This is a genomic window from Paenibacillus lentus (assembly GCF_003931855.1).
Taxonomy (GTDB): Bacteria; Bacillota; Bacilli; order Paenibacillales; family Paenibacillaceae; genus Fontibacillus; species Fontibacillus lentus.
Genome location: NZ_CP034248.1, coordinates 2,407,036 through 2,423,517 on the forward strand (window position 1 = coordinate 2,407,036; position 16,482 = coordinate 2,423,517).

The following is a 16,482-nucleotide window of genomic DNA, read 5'->3' on the forward strand; positions in this document are numbered from 1 at the left end:
ATCATATGTAATCCGCTTTTTCTAGCGGTTGAGAAGGATTGGAAGAAGGTTTCTACTAAAAAAGAGCTCCAGTTAAAACTGGAACTCTTCCTATGAATGGACGGACTTTCATCCTATTGATTGTTATTGTTGTTGCGGGCTTCCCCGCCCATGCGCCCTATTTTCCGATAGAACTCCTTATCGTACTTCTCGGAGGTGGCTTCTCCGCCTTTTTGCCCGATCTCCTGATAGAATTCCTTGCTGTGGCTTCTGGAAGTAGCCTCCCCGCCTTTTTGTCCGATTTCCTGATAGAACTCTTTGCCATGGTTTTTGGAGGTGGCCTGTCCTCCCAAGCGCCCGGCTTCTTGACGGCTCATTTTGCCGTTTCCGCGTGCCATTACAATCAACTCCTTCTGCGTATAGTTTTGTTTTGCGTATGAGTTATTTACCACAGCCAGTTTGTTTGAAACACCAGGAAACAAAAGAAGAGCCAAATGGCTCTAAAATTGGAAATATCGATCATTAAAGCTTTGCCTTTAGTGTTTGTTGGTTGTGCCGAAGGAACGGAACGCACGACGCTCCAAATTAAGCAGCCATTGTACAGATGGCTCAATGACAGGCGACGTCCATTTTCGAATGAAGGAATGGCTGAGTAGAAGAGTCAGGAGGACTGCGCCGATCATAAGCATGATCGAGGTTGTCGTATTCGTTATATAATTATATAAAGGTGAGGCGGCGGCAATCCGGATAATAAATCCGTGAAGCAGAAAAACGTATAACGTACGCCGTCCTAGATCTGTGAGCTTGCTTTCCCGCATCGGCACAAAAGACAGGAAAGCGATCCCGGCGAGTAGTTGAAGGCCGTATAAGGCTAATCGAACTAATCCTGCATGCCATTCATGATAACCGAGCTGGCCGTAAGTCATGCTGCCATATAGCCAACCGGCATCGATGCGGCTGCCCCAAATGGCGATTGCTCCGAGCAAAGCGATTTGTAAAGCAAGAGTGAACAAACGAGCTTTCGGGGTGAAGATTTTCTCCAGATAAGCAAACGAAAAATGATAACCAGCAATAAAGAAAGGCAGATAAACGAACGTACGTGACAGACTGAGCCAGGCTCCATCTACCTGCAGATAACCGACGAACACGCCTAAAGCCAAGGATAATGCCAATTGCTGAAGAGGGGTCCAATTGTTCATCGCAATGAGTATTACACGCCAACATAGATGGCTGGCTAAGAACCAAAGCAATAGATAGGGAATAAAGAAAGAGTGTTGGATATTCTGGACCTGAAATATGGTAACATCTAGTAAGGAGTAGAGACTTTGAAAGATGACATATTGGAGTCCGATTTGCAGCAGCAGCCTGTGTCCCGACCGGCCGAGCAAATTGGCTTTGGCGAAGTACCCGGTGACGAATACGAATAGCGGCATATGAAAAGTAAAAATCCAAACATAAATGTTATGCATCATAGCCATATCTTTAATCAATGGCTCGATGGCATTGCCTACAAAGACACATATGATCAGTAAAAAACGCAGGTTGAGAAAAAATGTCTCCCCATGCGGATTGGCTTGAACATTTATTGTCATGCTGATGGCCTCCCCGAGCTTAAAAATCATTCAAAATTTTAAACATTTGATCTCTGTATTAAAGGTACTCTTTATTAGAGATTGCACATGTGATTTTTATCACGAAGGAAAACGCTCTCAGTCTGATCCTATGTGGCAAAGTATTGAATCATAGTCGTTTAGGGTTACAATGATGATGACAGCGATACAAGAACATGAAGATGGGCGGGGATGACCATGGCGATTGTGCAAGCAGGGGAACGCAGGGCGTCTTGCGAGGCGATATTGTTTGATAAGGACGGAACCCTCTTGGACTTTATGGCTCTTTGGGGCGAGTGGGCGATGAGGTTGCTGGATCTGTTGGACGGTCATTTGGAGATGATGGGTGCTCGCCGAATCGATAGCAAAGCAGACCTGCTCGGACTAAGGTTGGATGATCGGCAGCGGGTGACGGATTACGATAAAGCTGGGCCGCTGGCGATGGGGAGCGAGGAAGAGGTAACTGCGCTGCTTGCCTGGCAGCTATATGCGGCGGGAGTTCCCTGGAACGAAGCGCTGATCCAGATAAGGCAACTCAGCTCGTCGGCGATGATCGAATTGAAAAAGCATAAAAACGCAAGGCCGTTGCCAGGACTCGAAGTCTTTCTGAATGCTTGCCGCGAGCGGAATATCCGTCTGGCTGTCGTCACCTCGGATACAACGGAGGCAGCGAGGGAGCATTTGAGCTGGATGGGGATCGAGCACTATTTCGCGGCGATTATCGGGAGGGACCAGGTGAATTTCGGCAAGCCCTTCCCCGAAATGGCCCTACTGGCTTGTGAGGAGCTGGGCATCCCGCCGGAGCTTGCTATCGTCATTGGCGACAGCAATGGGGATATGCAAATGGGCAAACAAGCAGGCGTACAAATGACGGTTGGACTTGCCCCGGAAGGCGGAGGAGAGACTTATTTGCTGGACGCTGACGTCATTGTTCACAGTTTTTTTGAAATGCAAGTGCTAGAGGAGGCATGAAAAGCAATGAAGATGAGTAATATCGAAAAATTGGCATCTTGGGTGAGCGAGGGACGAAGGATCGTTTTCTTTGGCGGAGCGGGGATTTCCACAGAGAGCGGGATTCCGGATTTTCGCTCGGCTGCCGGGGTTTATCAGCAGGAGAAGTCATCGCCTTACTCGCCGGAGGAAATATTAAGTCGGCCTTTTTTTGATCGTCACCCAGAAGTGTTCTACGATTTCTATAAATCGAAAATGATTCACCTCCATGCGGAGCCGAATCCGGCGCATCGTTTCCTGGCCTGGCTGGAGGGGGAAGGCCAGCTTGATTCGGTAATCACTCAAAATATCGATGGCCTCCACCAGAAAGCAGGAAGCCGCAGGGTGCTGGAGCTGCACGGTTCCATCCACCGGAATTATTGCATGGGCTGCGGCAGGTTCCACAGCTTGGAGGATATTATGAGTTCAGCCGATTCCGTGCCTAAATGCGAGGCTTGCGGCGGTACGGTTAAACCCGATGTCGTACTGTACGGCGAAAATTTAGACAATAAAGTGATTGAAAATACGGTAGAAGCAATTAGCGAAGCCGATTTACTATTGATCGGGGGCACTTCGCTGACCGTGCAGCCGGCCGCGCACCTGATTACGTACTTTCAGGGACAACGAACCGTGCTGCTGAATGCATCTTCCACGGCCTATGATAGCCGTGCCGATTTGCTCATTACCGAACCGATCGGCTCGGTGCTTGGTCAGGTGGAATCATTATTAAAAGCCAGAGCCTAGACGGCTCTCTCGCTAAAAACGAAAACGGTTTCTTCTTTCTTGCCAAAGGAGATTGAACGAGATATGATATTTTTCGAAAGACAATTTTACAGCAGGAAGGTAGGGAACTAAATGGCGTACGTTGCTAGTGAAGACCGGTACGAGTCGATGATATATAATCGTGTGGGTCGTTCAGGCCTTAAGCTTCCGGCCATATCGCTTGGATTATGGCATAACTTCGGTGGTGTAGATACGTTTGAGAATGGCCGTGAAATGATTCGCAGAGCATTCGATTTGGGGATTACCCACTTTGATTTAGCCAATAACTACGGTCCGCCTCCAGGCTCGGCCGAGGAAATGTTCGGAACCGTGTTAAAAAAAGATTTGGCTCCTTACCGCGATGAGCTGGTGATTTCCTCCAAAGCTGGCTACTATATGTGGCCTGGTCCATACGGCGAGTGGGGATCTCGTAAATACTTAATTTCTAGCCTGGATCAAAGTTTGAAACGGATGGGACTCGATTATGTCGATATATTCTACTCTCACCGCTTTGATCCGGATACGCCGCTAGAGGAGACGATGATGGCGCTAGATCACATCGTTCGCTCTGGCAAGGCATTGTATGTAGGCATATCCAGCTACTCGGCAGAGCAGACGAAGGAAGCGATATCTATTCTCAAGCAGCTTGGCACGCCGCTGCTCATTCACCAGCCGAATTATTCGCTGCTGGATCGCTGGATCGAGAATGGCCTGCAGGACGTTCTCGAGGAGAACGGTGTAGGGAGCATTGCCTTCTGTCCGCTCGCTCAGGGTCTGCTTACGAATAAATATTTGAACGGCATACCGGATGATTCCCGTGCAAAGAGTCCGACAGGTGCGCTGCAGGAGACGCAAATTACGCCGGAGACGCTTCGTAAGGTTCGTGCTCTAAATCAGATGGCGGCTGCCCGCGGACAGAGCTTGGCTCAGTTTGCGCTCGCTTGGGTGCTTCGCGGGGGGAAGGTCACATCCGCACTGATCGGTGCTAGCCGGGTTAATCAAATTGAAGAGAACGTACAAGCGCTAAATAAGCTTGATTTCACCGATGAGGAATTGAACCGGATCGAAACGATCCTTCATAACCACGGTGATCATTAGAAATGTGCGTGTCCATAGAAAAAAAGCCCGTTTCCCCTATATTGTATTGGGAACGGGCTTTGGCTATTTACCCGGAGGCGCTTCTTCGGTACTCGCTGGGCGACTGCCCATGAAATCTGCGGAATTGCCGGGAAAAATAAAGCGCATCGTTTAGTCCGACAGATGAGGCAATTTGCTCGATGGACAACTCGGGTCGTTCACGCAGCAATTGGCGGGATTTATCGATCCTAAGCTTAAGTAAGTATGTGACAGGGGTAAGCCCGGTCTCCTTCTTGAAAATACGTGATAAATAAGCGCGATTATATCCAAGGCTCGCGCACATTTCTTCTATTGATACATGGTGTGCATATTGGCTTGAAATGTAGTAAATCATTTGTTTTACAATTTTTTGGACGGGGGACTCTCCGGAAGGCAGCGTAGATTCCTTGAGATGAGCGTCTTCCGCCTCAGCCATAATCAAATGCAAGCAGCCAAGGGAGTGTAAATGTGAGCTTGGCTTCTTGCTGCGGAACTCCTGCAGCACGGATAGAATCAATTTTGGAATGCGGCTATCCGCCTGAACATGAATGACGGGATGCTGCGGCGTTAATCCGGCTCGCCCGAGCAGCGCAGGAACCTTTTCCCCGGTAAAAGCAATCCAGCGATAACGCCAGGGCGTCTTTATATCAGATGCATAGCTTACCAATTGGTTGGGATGGATAAGAAATCCGTCGCCAGGCTGCAGCTCATAGATGGAGTATTCCGTTTGAAAGCTTCCTGTCCCCTCTTCGACAAAGTGGAGTAAATAATAGTCATATACTTTCGGGCCTACGCGATGATCCGGTCTCGTCTGACTCTCACCAGCGAACAAAATGTGCAGGTCGCTCTCATCAAATACTTCGGGGTTGGCTGCGGCGCTGTATGTTTCTTGTAGCATTGATTGAGCCTCCTTCATTGCATAGAAAATACTAAGTTATATTTTATATTCTACTTGGTAAGGTCATATTTATCCATATAAACCTCGCATACATACATTATCAAAAGGCCGCGGAATCTTTATACTGAAAGCAAGAAACGAATATTCCATGAAGATGGGGTGTACATGTTGAAAAAACAGGAAATGGAGCAATTGTTCTTATCTCGCTTTGGGAGCAGTGAAGAGAGTATAGTTGTATTTAATGCGCCGGGTCGGGTGAATCTGATCGGTGAGCATATTGATTATAACGGTGGTTATGTTTTGCCAGCGGCGTTGGAATTCGGTACAACGCTGGCGGTTCGACGTCGCTCCGACAGAAAAGTCACTTTTGCATCAGCTAATTTTCCGTATAATGCAGAGTACGAAATTTCTGAATTAGGGCAATCCAAGACAGGTGAATGGGTGGATTATCCGATCGGGGTTATTTCAGAGCTAGGTAAGCTGGGGACGACGCTGACATGTGGCTATGATCTGTTCTTTCACGGAGAGATTCCGAATGGCGCCGGACTATCGTCCTCCGCATCCATTGAAGTTGTAACGGCATATGCGTTGTTAAAATTGGAGGGCAAAGAGACGGATAAGGTGGAAATTTCCCGCCTGTCTCAGCGTGCCGAGAATCACTACGTAGGTGTAAATAGCGGCATTATGGATCAATTCGCAGTAGCCAACGGTGCCAAGGATCATGCGATATTGCTGATGTGCGACACACTTGAATACGAGTTGGTTCCGTTTCACACGGGAGCGTATAAGCTGGTGATCGGAAATACGAACAAGCGCAGAGGGCTGGTTGATTCTAAATACAACGAGCGTCGCTCGCAGTGCGATGAAGCGCTCCGCTTACTGCAGGATCACGAGCCAGGTCTCGAATACTTGGCTCATCTAAAGCCAGAACGTTTGGCGCAGTTGGAGACGATTTTTACCAAAGAGGTTTTACTGCGTCGAGCAAAGCATGTTGTGCTTGAGAACGCCAGAGTGCTCGAGTCGGTAGAGGCTTTAAAGAACAATGATTTGCAGCATTTCGGCGAGTTGATGAATGCATCGCACGATTCTTTGAGAGATCTGTATGAGGTTAGCTGCACGGAGCTGGATGTGATGGTGGAGGAAGCACGCCTGATCGAGGGAACTCTCGGCTCGAGAATGACTGGAGCCGGATTCGGCGGATGTACAGTTTCTCTTGTGCATGAAGACTCGGTTGAAGCATTCGTGAAGCAGGTAGGCGAGGCATATCAACGTCGTACGGGGTTAGAGGCAGAGTTTTATGTTTGCGGAGTAGGGCATGGAGTACATCAAATGAAGGAGGAGAAATGAGATGGCCATTTTGGTTACTGGAGGAGCAGGATATATCGGATCGCATACGGTAGCGGAGTTATTGGATCGGGGGAAAGAAGTTGTTGTCCTTGATAATTTGCAGTCAGGACATCGCGAGGCGCTGCTGGGCGGCAAGCTGTATGAAGGGGATTTGCGGGATAAGGCGCTGCTGGCTAAGCTGTTTGCTGAGAATGAGATCGAAGCGGTCATTCATTTCGCGGCCAACTCACTGGTTGGAGAGAGCATGCAGAAGCCTGTGAAATACTATGACAATAACGTGTACGGCACGCTTTGTCTGCTTGAAGCGATGGATGCTGCAAACGTACGGAGAATCGTATTCTCTTCTACCGCTGCTACTTATGGAGAGCCTGAAAAGGTACCGATCGAGGAAACCGACTTGACTCAACCGACGAACGTATACGGAGAGACAAAGCTTATGATGGAGCGGATGATCGATTGGTTCGATAAGGTGCTCGGCATCAAATACGTATCTCTGCGCTACTTCAACGCTGCAGGCGCTCATGAGAGCGGACGGATCGGGGAAGATCATAGACCGGAGAGCCATCTCATTCCGTTGATCTTACAAACTGCACTTGGACAGCGACCATCGATTTCTGTTTTCGGCGACGATTACAATACGCCGGATGGCACATGCATCCGCGACTATATTCATGTCAGCGACCTGGCGGATGCGCATTTGCTAGCTGTAGAGCATCTGATTGCCGGCGGTGAAAGCAACATTTTCAATCTGGGCAATGGACAAGGCTTCTCTGTCAAGGAAGTGATTGAGCAGGTGCGTGAAGTAACCGGACGTGATTTTCCGGTGGTAATAAGCCCAAGACGTGCAGGAGACCCTGGGGTGCTGATTGCCTCTTCGGATAAAGCGAGAAAGATCCTGAAATGGCAGCCTAGCCGGAGCAGCTTGGAGCATATTATCCGCAGCGCCTGGGCCTGGCACAGTGCAAATCCGGGCGGCTATGACGATTTCAAGTAGGGAGGGGATTGAAAGTGGCAGCTAAAGAGATAACTATGCAAGAGGCGCAGCAGGCTATAGAGCGGCTGCTGCGCTACGGACGTGAGCACCGATTATTTGAGGAATGGGACATGGATTACACGCGCAATCGTCTGCTGGAGCTGTTTGCGCTGGATGAACCATGGACATTGGATTTGGAGATTCCTTCCGGAGTTGGACTTCGCGAGCCGTTGGATGTTTTGATCGACTACGGCTTTGCCATTGGTCTTATCCCGGATAATTCGGATACGTATCGCGACTTGCTTGATGCGAGAATTATGGGCCAATTGATGTCCCGTCCATCCGAGACGATAGCGGCTTTCAATCAGACCGCTAGCAAGAAGGGAATTGAAGCGGCGACTCAGGATTTCTACAAGCTTGCTGTAGACAGTAACTATATTCGCATGGATCGGGTTGCGAATAACATTTACTGGAATCAAGCGACGCCGTATGGTGAAATGGAGATCACGATCAATTTATCGAAGCCGGAGAAGAGTCCCAAGGAGATTGCGATGGCGAAGCTCCTGCCTCCACCGGTATATCCGAAATGTCAGTTATGCCGGGAGAACGTGGGTTATGCTGGGCGAGTCAACCATCCGGCCAGGCAGAACCTGCGGGTCATTCCGCTCGAACTGAACGATGAGCCGTGGTTGTTTCAATACTCGCCTTATGTTTACTACAACGAGCATTGCATCGTTTTCCATCAAGATCATGTGCCGATGAAGCTGACCCGGGATACCTTTAAACGTCTGTTGGATTTCACGACGGAGTTCCCGCATTATTTTATCGGCTCCAATGCGGACTTACCGATCGTGGGCGGGTCGATCCTGACTCATGACCATTTCCAGGGGGGCAGACATACCTTCCCGTTGGAGAAGGCCCCTGTGGAAGCGACATTCCGGCATGCATCGTTCAAGGATGTGACGGTTTCTATCGTGAACTGGCCGATGACCGTACTACGCCTGAACAGTCATCAACCGGACGTGCTGCTTGATGCAGCCGATGATTTATATGAGAAGTGGAAAATATACAGTGATCCGGAAGCCGATGTTTTGGCGTTCACGGAAGAGAACGGACAAACGGTTCCGCATAATACGGTAACACCGATCGTGCGCCGCGGGGTGGATGGCAGCTATGAAATGGACATCGTCCTGCGCAATAATAGGACGAATGAGCTATATCCGGAAGGGATATTTCATCCGCATCGCGAGATGCACCATATTAAGAAGGAAAATATCGGTTTGATCGAAGTGATGGGGTTAGCGATTCTTCCTGGACGGCTGAAGGAAGAGCTTGCCCGTATTGCAGAGATCCTTAGCGGGAATAAAGCATCGTATGAAGAGGTCTTGGTGAATCCGGAGAGCGCGCTTGCCGTCCATGCTGCATGGATTCGTGAGCTTGTCGCCGAACATGGACAGGATCTTGGCCTGGAAGAAGCCGAAGCGCTGCTTCGCAATGAGGTCGGGTTGAAATTCTCCACCATACTGGAGCATGCCGGTGTGTTTAAGACAACACCTGTGGGCCGGGAGGCCTTCCGTAAATTTGTTGTCTCCGCGGGCTATCGCGAGTAACGCGAAATTATTGCTCCGAATTTTCAGAGATTTTGGCGGCTGATCTAAGAAATTAGCTAATGCGAAGACTACCTTCCGTTTGATGAACGGGGGTAGTTTTTTTATGAGAGAATGGTACAAGGCCTGCTTTGTTTAGCTCACTGAAAGTAAGCCGATTGTTTCCTTATAGTGAGAAGAGTATAATTTATAGTGCAGTACATAATTAAGAATTAAGGATACCAAGGTTAAGAGACAAATTATTCAGGGAGGCATGTTGCATGAACTCTTTTCAATTTCATAATCCAACTAGGCTTATTTTTGGCAAAGGTCAATTAACGGCTTTGAAGACGGAGATACCGAAATACGGAAGTAAAGTATTGCTGGTATATGGAGGGGGTAGTATTAAGCGCAATGGTCTCTATGATCAGGTTATAGATCAGCTTAAGGAAATCGGAGTGGAGATCACGGAGCTGCCGGGTGTAGAGCCTAATCCTCGCTTGTCTACGGTTCATCATGGTGTGGATTTATGCAAAACAAAGGGCGTTGAGCTAATCCTTGCCGTAGGCGGGGGCAGTGTTTTGGATTGTGCTAAAGCGATTGCTGCAGGTGCTAAGTATGATGGAGACATGTGGGATTTTGCCGAGCGTAAGGCTGTTCCCCAGGCTGCGCTTCCACTTGGAACAGTGCTGACGATGGCAGCTACCGGTTCGGAAATGAACGGCAACTCGGTGATCACCAACGAAGCGACTGAAGAGAAGCTGGGCTGGGGAAGTCCACTCGTGTATCCGGTCTTTTCGATTCTTGATCCAGAGAACACGTATACTCTACCAAAAGATCAGACGGTATATGGCATTGTGGACATTATGTCGCATGTGTTTGAGCACTATTTTCATAAGGAAACCAATACGCTTTTGCAGGATGAATTTTGCGAGGGCCTGCTGCGTACCGTTATAGAGACGGCGCCTAAGCTGGTTGAGGATCTAGAGAGCTTTGATCATCGGGAGACCATTTTGCTATGCGGTACAATGGCTCTGAACGGGGTGCTGAATATGGGTCTAAAGGGCGATTGGGCGACTCATAACATTGAGCATGCCGTTTCCGCTGTTTATGATATTCCGCACGGAGGTGGACTCGCGATTTTATTCCCAAGCTGGATGAGCCACAACCTGCACCATGACGTAGCCCGTTTCAAGCGTTTGGCGGTGAAGGTATTCGATGTAGATCCAAGCGGCAAGAGCGATCAGCAGGTTGCTGAGGAAGGAATTGCGGCTTTGCGTTCGTTCTGGAGCTCGATAGGGGCGCCGAGCCGGCTTGCGGATTACGATATCGATGGGAGCAAGCTCGAGGTTATGGCAGATAAGGCGATGCGGTTCGGGGCGTTTGGCAATTTTGCGAAGCTGGAAAAAGAGGACGTTCTCGCTATTTACCAACGTTCGTTGTAATTTACGATGCCATAGGCCTAAAGTCGCGGATTAACCTGGACTAGGTGCAGCAATGTCAGATTTTATATCCAAGCCGAGTAGGAGGAATGAGAGGTCCTCTTACTCGGTTTTTTGAGCTTTAGCGTACTTGCTTTTTCAATTACTTGCAAAAGAGCGAAACGAAACCACATCCTGCAACGTATTACTAAATATATACATCCAGGAAGGAGGGGCGGCGAATGGAGGCCATGTTCTGGAGCTGCTTGCTCGGTGGAGCCGTATTCGCGCTTCTAAGCGTCATTATAGGAGATATTGTTGGCAGTTGGCTGGACGGTATATTCGACATTTTAGCGCTTGATTTTCTGAAACCCATTATTATGGCGTCCGCAGTCACAACGTTTGGAGGAGCTGGCGTATTACTAGTTCGATATACCGCTCTTGGTTCTGCAGCTGTCATCTTAATATCGATTCTGATCGCTCTGTTTATGTCGGTTGTTATTTATTTTGCCTACGTAAAACCGATGGAGAATAGCGAGAATTCGACAGGCTTCTCTGCAACCGAACTTCCAGGCAAGCTGGGTGAAGTGACCATACCGATTCCGGCGTCGGGCTTCGGGGAGATTATGGTTAATTTCGTGGCAGGAAATACGCTACATATTGCATCTAGTTGGGACAACACAGAAATTCCGGTGGGTACGCTTGTCGTCATTATTGATTCGAAAGAAGGCGTCGTGCAGGTATCTAGGCTTTATGAGAATGATCAAGAAAAGGAGATGGTGTGATTGTTGTTTGAAGGTATTCCTGATTTTTTATTAATTCCGATTATTATTATTGGCGTAATTCTTGTGCTTGGCCTGGCCTTCTGGGCCCGGTATAAGACGGTAAGCCCGGATGAGGCAATGATCGTTACGGGTTCTTTCTTAGGTAGTAAAAATATTTCAGATGATGAAACAGGCCGTAAAATTAAAATCGTTCGCGGTGGCGGGGCGTTCATTTGGCCTATTTTTCAAAAAGCAGAGTTCATGTCATTATTATCCCATAAGTTGGATGTCATGACTCCAGAGGTATATACCGAGCAAGGTGTTCCAGTATCTGCGGATGGAGTTGCAATCATCAAGGTTGGCAGCTCTGTCGAGGATGTAGCCACAGCGGCAGAGCAGTTCATGGGCAAGCCAATTGAATCGTTAAAGGGAGAAGCCCAGGAAGTATTGGAAGGCCACCTGCGCTCGATTCTTGGATCGATGACGGTGGAGGAAGTCTACCGTAACCGGGATAAGTTCGCACAGGAGGTTCAAGGTGTCGCTGCTCGGGATTTGAAGAAAATGGGTCTGCAGATCGTTTCCTTCACGATTAAAGATGTACGGGACAAACACGGCTATTTGGAGGCTCTCGGTAAGCCGCGCATCGCTGCTGTTAAACGGGATGCCGAAATTGCTGAAGCCGAGGCGCTTAGAGATTCGCGGATTCAAAAGGCACTTGCAGAGGAGTCCGGTCAAAAAGCGGAACTGCTTCGCGATACAAATATTGCTGAGGCTTCCAAGGAGAAGGAATTGAAGGTGGCTTCTTTTAAGAAGGAGCAGGATACGGCGAAGGCTGAAGCGGACCAGGCTTATCATATCCAGGAAGCACGTGCAAAACAGACGATGGTTGAAGAGCAGATGAAGGTAGAGCTCGTTCGTAAAGAACGCGAGATCGACCTGCAGGATAAAGAAATTATCGTACGCCAGAAACAATATGATGCCGAGGTAAAGAAGAAAGCCGATGCGGATCGTTACGCCGTAGAGCAAGCGGCAGAGGCGGAAAAAGCTCGTAAAATGCGGGAAGCTGACGCGCTGCAGTATTCTATCGAGACGCAGGCAAGAGCTTCTGCGGAACAGAAGCGTCTTGAAGGGTTAGCGATTGCCGATGCCGAGCGGGCTAAAGGTACGGCAGATGCGGAAATTATCAGACTGCGGGGGCTGGCGGAAGCCGAAGCGAAGGAAAAGCTGGCTGAGGCGTTCCAGAAGTTTGGTGAGGCTGCGATTCTTGATATCGTCGTGAAAATGCTTCCTGAGCTTGCAGAAAAAATTGCTGGTCCTATTTCGTCCATCGACAAGTTAACCGTCGTCGATACCGGAAAAGGGGAGGGCGCAGCGCGGGTAAGCAACTATGTTACCGAGCTTATGGCTACCGCACCAGAAATGCTAAAGAGCGTTTCCGGCATAGAGCTAGATCGTTTGATTAAAGGTTTGACGCAGGGCAAAGCCCTGCCAGCGGCAGCCCCTGCACAGGCACCAGCTGCTTCCACCTCTGGGTCAGCTCAGACAGCGTCTGCCGGCACGGCAGCTCCGTTATCAGGGGCAACGGTCAAGCCGCCTGTCATTCAAGAAAGCGCTGCTTCTTCGGAACAGAAATCTTAATGCGAATCACTTGACAATTAAGAGCAATAGCTGTAACTTGTGCATAAGTTACGCTGTAAAGCGTCCCGCCGAAAGGCGAGACGCTTTTATAGTGCGCCATACTATGATAAAATTTATTATTCATAAGCAAGGAATTTGTAAGCAAGTGAGGTGCAAATGTGAGCAGGCTGCATATAGCCAAAGCGTTGAACAATAATGTGATCATAGCGAATCACCCCGGGCATGGGGAGGTCGTTGTCATTGGCAAAGGTATTGGATTTAACCGCAAGCAAGGCGATACTATTCCTCTGGATGCGGTGGAGAAGATGTTTATTCTGACGAACCAGCAAGAGCAGGAGCAGTATAAACAACTTGTTCCTCAAATTGATGAGCGTCTGATCGAAGTTATCGGGGAGATCATTATGTATATCTCTCAGAAGACCGGCAAGGAACTGAATGAACATATTCACATTGCATTAACCGATCACATTTCGTTTGCGATTAAACGGGCGGAGCAGGATATTGCAATCCATAATCCCTTTCTGTTTGAGACAAGGGAAATATATCCTATGGAGTACGAATTGGCTGAGTACGCCATTGAACTGATCCATCATAAGCTAGGCATAGACCTAAGCCAGGATGAAATTGGCTTTGTCGCGCTTCACATCAATAGCGCAATGACGAATCGGCATGTCCGTGAAGTGCGAGAACATACACAATTGATTGCGGATTTAGTGCATATGGTGGAGGAAGAGTTGAAGCTAAGGATACTTCGCCATTCTTTGGATTATTCTCGTTTGCTGACTCATTTAAGATTTGCCATTGAACGGGTGCGTCGTGGTGAAAATGTTGCCGTCGTCGAGAAATTGGAAGCGCTGCTAAGTCAGGAGTATCCGGCGCTATATCAGTTAGCCGGGAGATTGACGAAAGTGATGGAGGAAAGGCTAAACAAGCCGGTCTATCAGGCTGAAATCAGTTATTTGACTATGCACTTGCATCGCTTAACGGTACACCATAAATGATTATACAAAAAGTCTTGACACTGATGGAATCTTCTTGTTATACTCAAAATCGATAAACAACAATAGCATATCACAATGTGTAACTGATTCGATCAGGCATGAGTTGATTAAAGTACTGTGATTGCATTTCTACCTTGCGGGGTATTATAACCGTAGGCAGATCTGTATCACTTAGTATCTTTTATTAGCTCATGCTTTTTTGCTGTTGTTAAACATTAAAGTGAAAATAAATTATACAGGAGGATGGGTATGTTTAAACGCTTTTTTGGCGTTCTACAGCGTGTGGGTAAAGCATTGATGTTGCCTGTTGCGTTACTGCCAGCAGCCGGTTTGCTGCTTGGGATCGGGAACATGCTGGTGAGCCAGGAGTTTCTGAATCTCGTTCCCGCTCTAGACAATGCTACGGTCAGTGCGATTGCAACCGTGATGATGAATGCTGGAGATATCGTGTTTGCGAATCTGGCACTGCTGTTTGCTGTCGGTGTTGCCGTTGGTCTTGCGGGCGGCGATGGGGTTGCGGGTCTTGCTGCGATTATTGGTTATTTGGTCATGAATGTGACTATGGGTACGGTGATCGGAGTTACGCCAGCTATGATTGGCGAGAACCCTGCTTATGCAAGCGTACTCGGAATTCCAACACTAGGCACAGGAGTGTTCGGAGGGATAATAGTTGGTATTCTCGCGGCTTCGATGTACAAGCGATTCTTTAAAATCGAGCTGCCTTCGTACCTTGGTTTCTTTGCGGGTAAACGATTTGTACCGATTATGACCGCGGCAACATCGTTGTTGCTTGGCTTGCTGATGGTCGTCATTTGGCCACCGATCCAGGGAGGGCTTAATGCCGTATCCTACTTTATGCTTGAGCAGAATCGAACGATTTCTGCATTCATTTTCGGAATCATCGAACGGGGACTTATTCCTTTCGGTCTCCATCATATCTTCTATTCACCGTTCTGGTTTGAGTTTGGTGAATATGTGAACAGCGCTGGGCAAATTGTACGCGGTGACCAGAAGATCTTTATGGCGCAGCTTCGCGATGGCGTAGGCTTCACAGCGGGAACCTTCATGACGGGTAAATTCCCATTCATGATGTTCGGATTGCCTGCGGCGGCTCTAGCTATATATCATGAAGCTAAGCCTAAGCATAAGAAATACGTTGCCGGAATTATGGGCTCGGCTGCCCTTACTTCCTTTTTGACAGGAATTACGGAGCCGCTTGAATTTTCTTTCCTGTTCGTGGCTCCACTGCTGTTCGTAGTACACTGTGTATTTGCAGGTTTGTCTTTCATGACGATGCATCTGCTGGATGTTAAAATCGGGATGACCTTCTCCGGTGGTCTGATCGACTTTTTGATTTTCGGGGTAATTCCGGGACGTACGCCATGGTGGAACGTCATCATCGTTGGCTTGATCCTTGCTGTTGTTTACTACTTCGGTTTCCGCTTCGTTATTCGCAAATTTAATCTGAAGACCCCGGGTCGCGAGGATGAGGAAAGCGAAGTCAGTGGTGAAGAACAGGAAGCGGGATCTAAATCGAAGCAGGATGAGCTGCCTCAGAATATACTTGCTGCGCTTGGCGGGAAGGATAATATTGTTCATTTGGATGCTTGTATCACCCGCCTTCGGGTTGAGGTAAAAGAGAAATCGGAAGTGGATAAGAGCCAATTGAAAAACCTGGGTGCTGCAGGAGTTCTTGAAGTTGGCAACAACATTCAAGCCATTTTTGGCACAAGATCTGATACGATTAAGACTCAAATTGGAGATATAATGGATGGGAAGACCCCAGTGAATACTCCGGCTGCTTCTGTGGAAAAATCTGCTGAAGCTGAGCAGCAAGCCGCGCAGGAGGGTAATGCCATTATTCCAGAGGAAATCGTAATGCCGGCAAGCGGCGAACTTCTAGAAATCACGGAAGTTCCAGACCCGGTGTTTTCCGAAAGAATGACGGGCGACGGGTTCGCGGTACTTCCTAATGAGGGAACGATTTGTTCTCCGGTTAACGGAAAAGTGTTCAATGTATTCCCTAGTAAGCATGCCGTCGGAATTTTGTCCGATGGGGGCAAGGAAGTGCTGGTGCATATCGGAGTCAACACGGTGAAGCTGAAAGGACAAGGATTTAAAGTTCTTGTGGAAGAAGGCGACTTAGTAACTGCAGGGCAGCAGATTATGGAAGTGGATATCGCCTATGTAAAAGAAAATGCGAAATCCCTAATATCGCCGATTATTTTCTCCAATCTTCCGGAAGGTTCTACAGTATCCTTGAACAGATCAGGTACATTGAAAGCCGGAACAGGGGACATCATTACTATTAAGTAAGCACAGCATTGGTTACAGAATCCCTCATCTCAATAAGTTGACCACTTTTGAGGTGAGGGAGTTATAATAAACATAAATTCA

Annotated in this window: 13 protein-coding genes and 1 pseudogene; 11 read left to right on the forward strand and 3 right to left on the reverse strand. The window is 48.2% G+C overall.

Translation table 11 applies throughout. From position 1 onward, the window contains the following. Nucleotides 1–116 precede the first annotated feature (116 nt). Together EIM92_RS10825 and EIM92_RS10830 are read right to left on the reverse strand one after the other, a co-directional pair. Nucleotides 117–377: pseudogene (locus tag EIM92_RS10825) on the reverse strand (KGG domain-containing protein); the annotation flags it as partial. Nucleotides 378–515: 138 nt separating this feature from the next. After that, nucleotides 516–1,571 (reverse strand): acyltransferase family protein, encoded by a 1,056-nt coding sequence (locus EIM92_RS10830; protein WP_125082639.1) that lies wholly within the window; start codon nucleotides 1,569–1,571, stop codon nucleotides 516–518. Nucleotides 1,572–1,787: 216 nt separating this feature from the next. On the opposite strand from EIM92_RS10830, the gene EIM92_RS10835 reads away from it, so the two are divergent. The 3 genes from EIM92_RS10835 to mgrA all read left to right on the forward strand — a co-directional run bounded on the left by EIM92_RS10835 (nucleotide 1,788) and on the right by mgrA (nucleotide 4,439). Then, the gene (locus EIM92_RS10835) at nucleotides 1,788–2,561 is read left to right on the forward strand and encodes an HAD family hydrolase (RefSeq protein WP_425464181.1); all 774 of its coding nucleotides are present in this window, start codon (nucleotides 1,788–1,790) and stop codon (nucleotides 2,559–2,561) included. A gap of 12 nt (nucleotides 2,562–2,573) precedes the next feature. Continuing rightward, entirely contained in the window at nucleotides 2,574–3,323 is a 750-nt protein-coding gene (locus EIM92_RS10840; protein ID WP_125085125.1) for an NAD-dependent protein deacylase, read from the forward strand. 111 nt (nucleotides 3,324–3,434) lie between these two features. Further along, entirely contained in the window at nucleotides 3,435–4,439 is a 1,005-nt protein-coding gene (mgrA, locus tag EIM92_RS10845) for an L-glyceraldehyde 3-phosphate reductase (RefSeq protein WP_125082641.1), read from the forward strand. A gap of 67 nt (nucleotides 4,440–4,506) precedes the next feature. On the opposite strand, the gene EIM92_RS10850 is transcribed toward mgrA, so the two are convergent. Continuing rightward, nucleotides 4,507–5,355 (reverse strand): AraC family transcriptional regulator, encoded by an 849-nt coding sequence (locus EIM92_RS10850; protein WP_125082642.1) that lies wholly within the window; start codon nucleotides 5,353–5,355, stop codon nucleotides 4,507–4,509. Nucleotides 5,356–5,523: 168 nt separating this feature from the next. Between EIM92_RS10850 and EIM92_RS10855 the strand changes: the two genes are divergently transcribed. From EIM92_RS10855 to ptsG, 8 genes are all read left to right on the forward strand, one after another. Continuing rightward, nucleotides 5,524–6,702, forward strand: coding sequence for a galactokinase (locus EIM92_RS10855; protein ID WP_125085126.1), 1,179 nt, complete (start codon nucleotides 5,524–5,526; stop codon nucleotides 6,700–6,702). 1 nt (nucleotide 6,703) lies between these two features. After that, nucleotides 6,704–7,696, forward strand: a complete 993-nt coding sequence (galE, locus tag EIM92_RS10860; RefSeq protein WP_125082643.1) for a UDP-glucose 4-epimerase GalE — start codon at nucleotides 6,704–6,706, stop codon at nucleotides 7,694–7,696. Between the two features lie 35 nt (nucleotides 7,697–7,731). Next, a complete protein-coding gene (locus EIM92_RS10865; RefSeq protein WP_125085127.1) occupies nucleotides 7,732–9,285 on the forward strand; it encodes a UDP-glucose--hexose-1-phosphate uridylyltransferase in 1,554 nt (517 codons plus the stop codon). Nucleotides 9,286–9,542: 257 nt separating this feature from the next. Beyond that, complete coding sequence (locus tag EIM92_RS10870; protein ID WP_125082644.1) at nucleotides 9,543–10,706, forward strand: iron-containing alcohol dehydrogenase; 1,164 nt, start codon at nucleotides 9,543–9,545, stop codon at nucleotides 10,704–10,706. A gap of 218 nt (nucleotides 10,707–10,924) precedes the next feature. Then, nucleotides 10,925–11,467, forward strand: a complete 543-nt coding sequence (locus EIM92_RS10875; RefSeq protein ID WP_125082645.1) for an NfeD family membrane protein — start codon at nucleotides 10,925–10,927, stop codon at nucleotides 11,465–11,467. 15 nt (nucleotides 11,468–11,482) lie between these two features. Further along, nucleotides 11,483–13,084, forward strand: a complete 1,602-nt coding sequence (locus tag EIM92_RS10880) for a flotillin lipid rafts scaffold protein FloT (protein WP_246021406.1) — start codon at nucleotides 11,483–11,485, stop codon at nucleotides 13,082–13,084. Between the two features lie 158 nt (nucleotides 13,085–13,242). Continuing rightward, nucleotides 13,243–14,085: a glucose PTS transporter transcription antiterminator GlcT gene (gene glcT, locus EIM92_RS10885; protein ID WP_125082646.1), complete on the forward strand. Its 843-nt coding sequence runs from the start codon at nucleotides 13,243–13,245 to the stop codon at nucleotides 14,083–14,085. A gap of 249 nt (nucleotides 14,086–14,334) precedes the next feature. Continuing rightward, the gene (ptsG, locus tag EIM92_RS10890; protein ID WP_125082647.1) at nucleotides 14,335–16,401 is read left to right on the forward strand and encodes a glucose-specific PTS transporter subunit IIBC; all 2,067 of its coding nucleotides are present in this window, start codon (nucleotides 14,335–14,337) and stop codon (nucleotides 16,399–16,401) included. Nucleotides 16,402–16,482 lie beyond the last annotated feature (81 nt).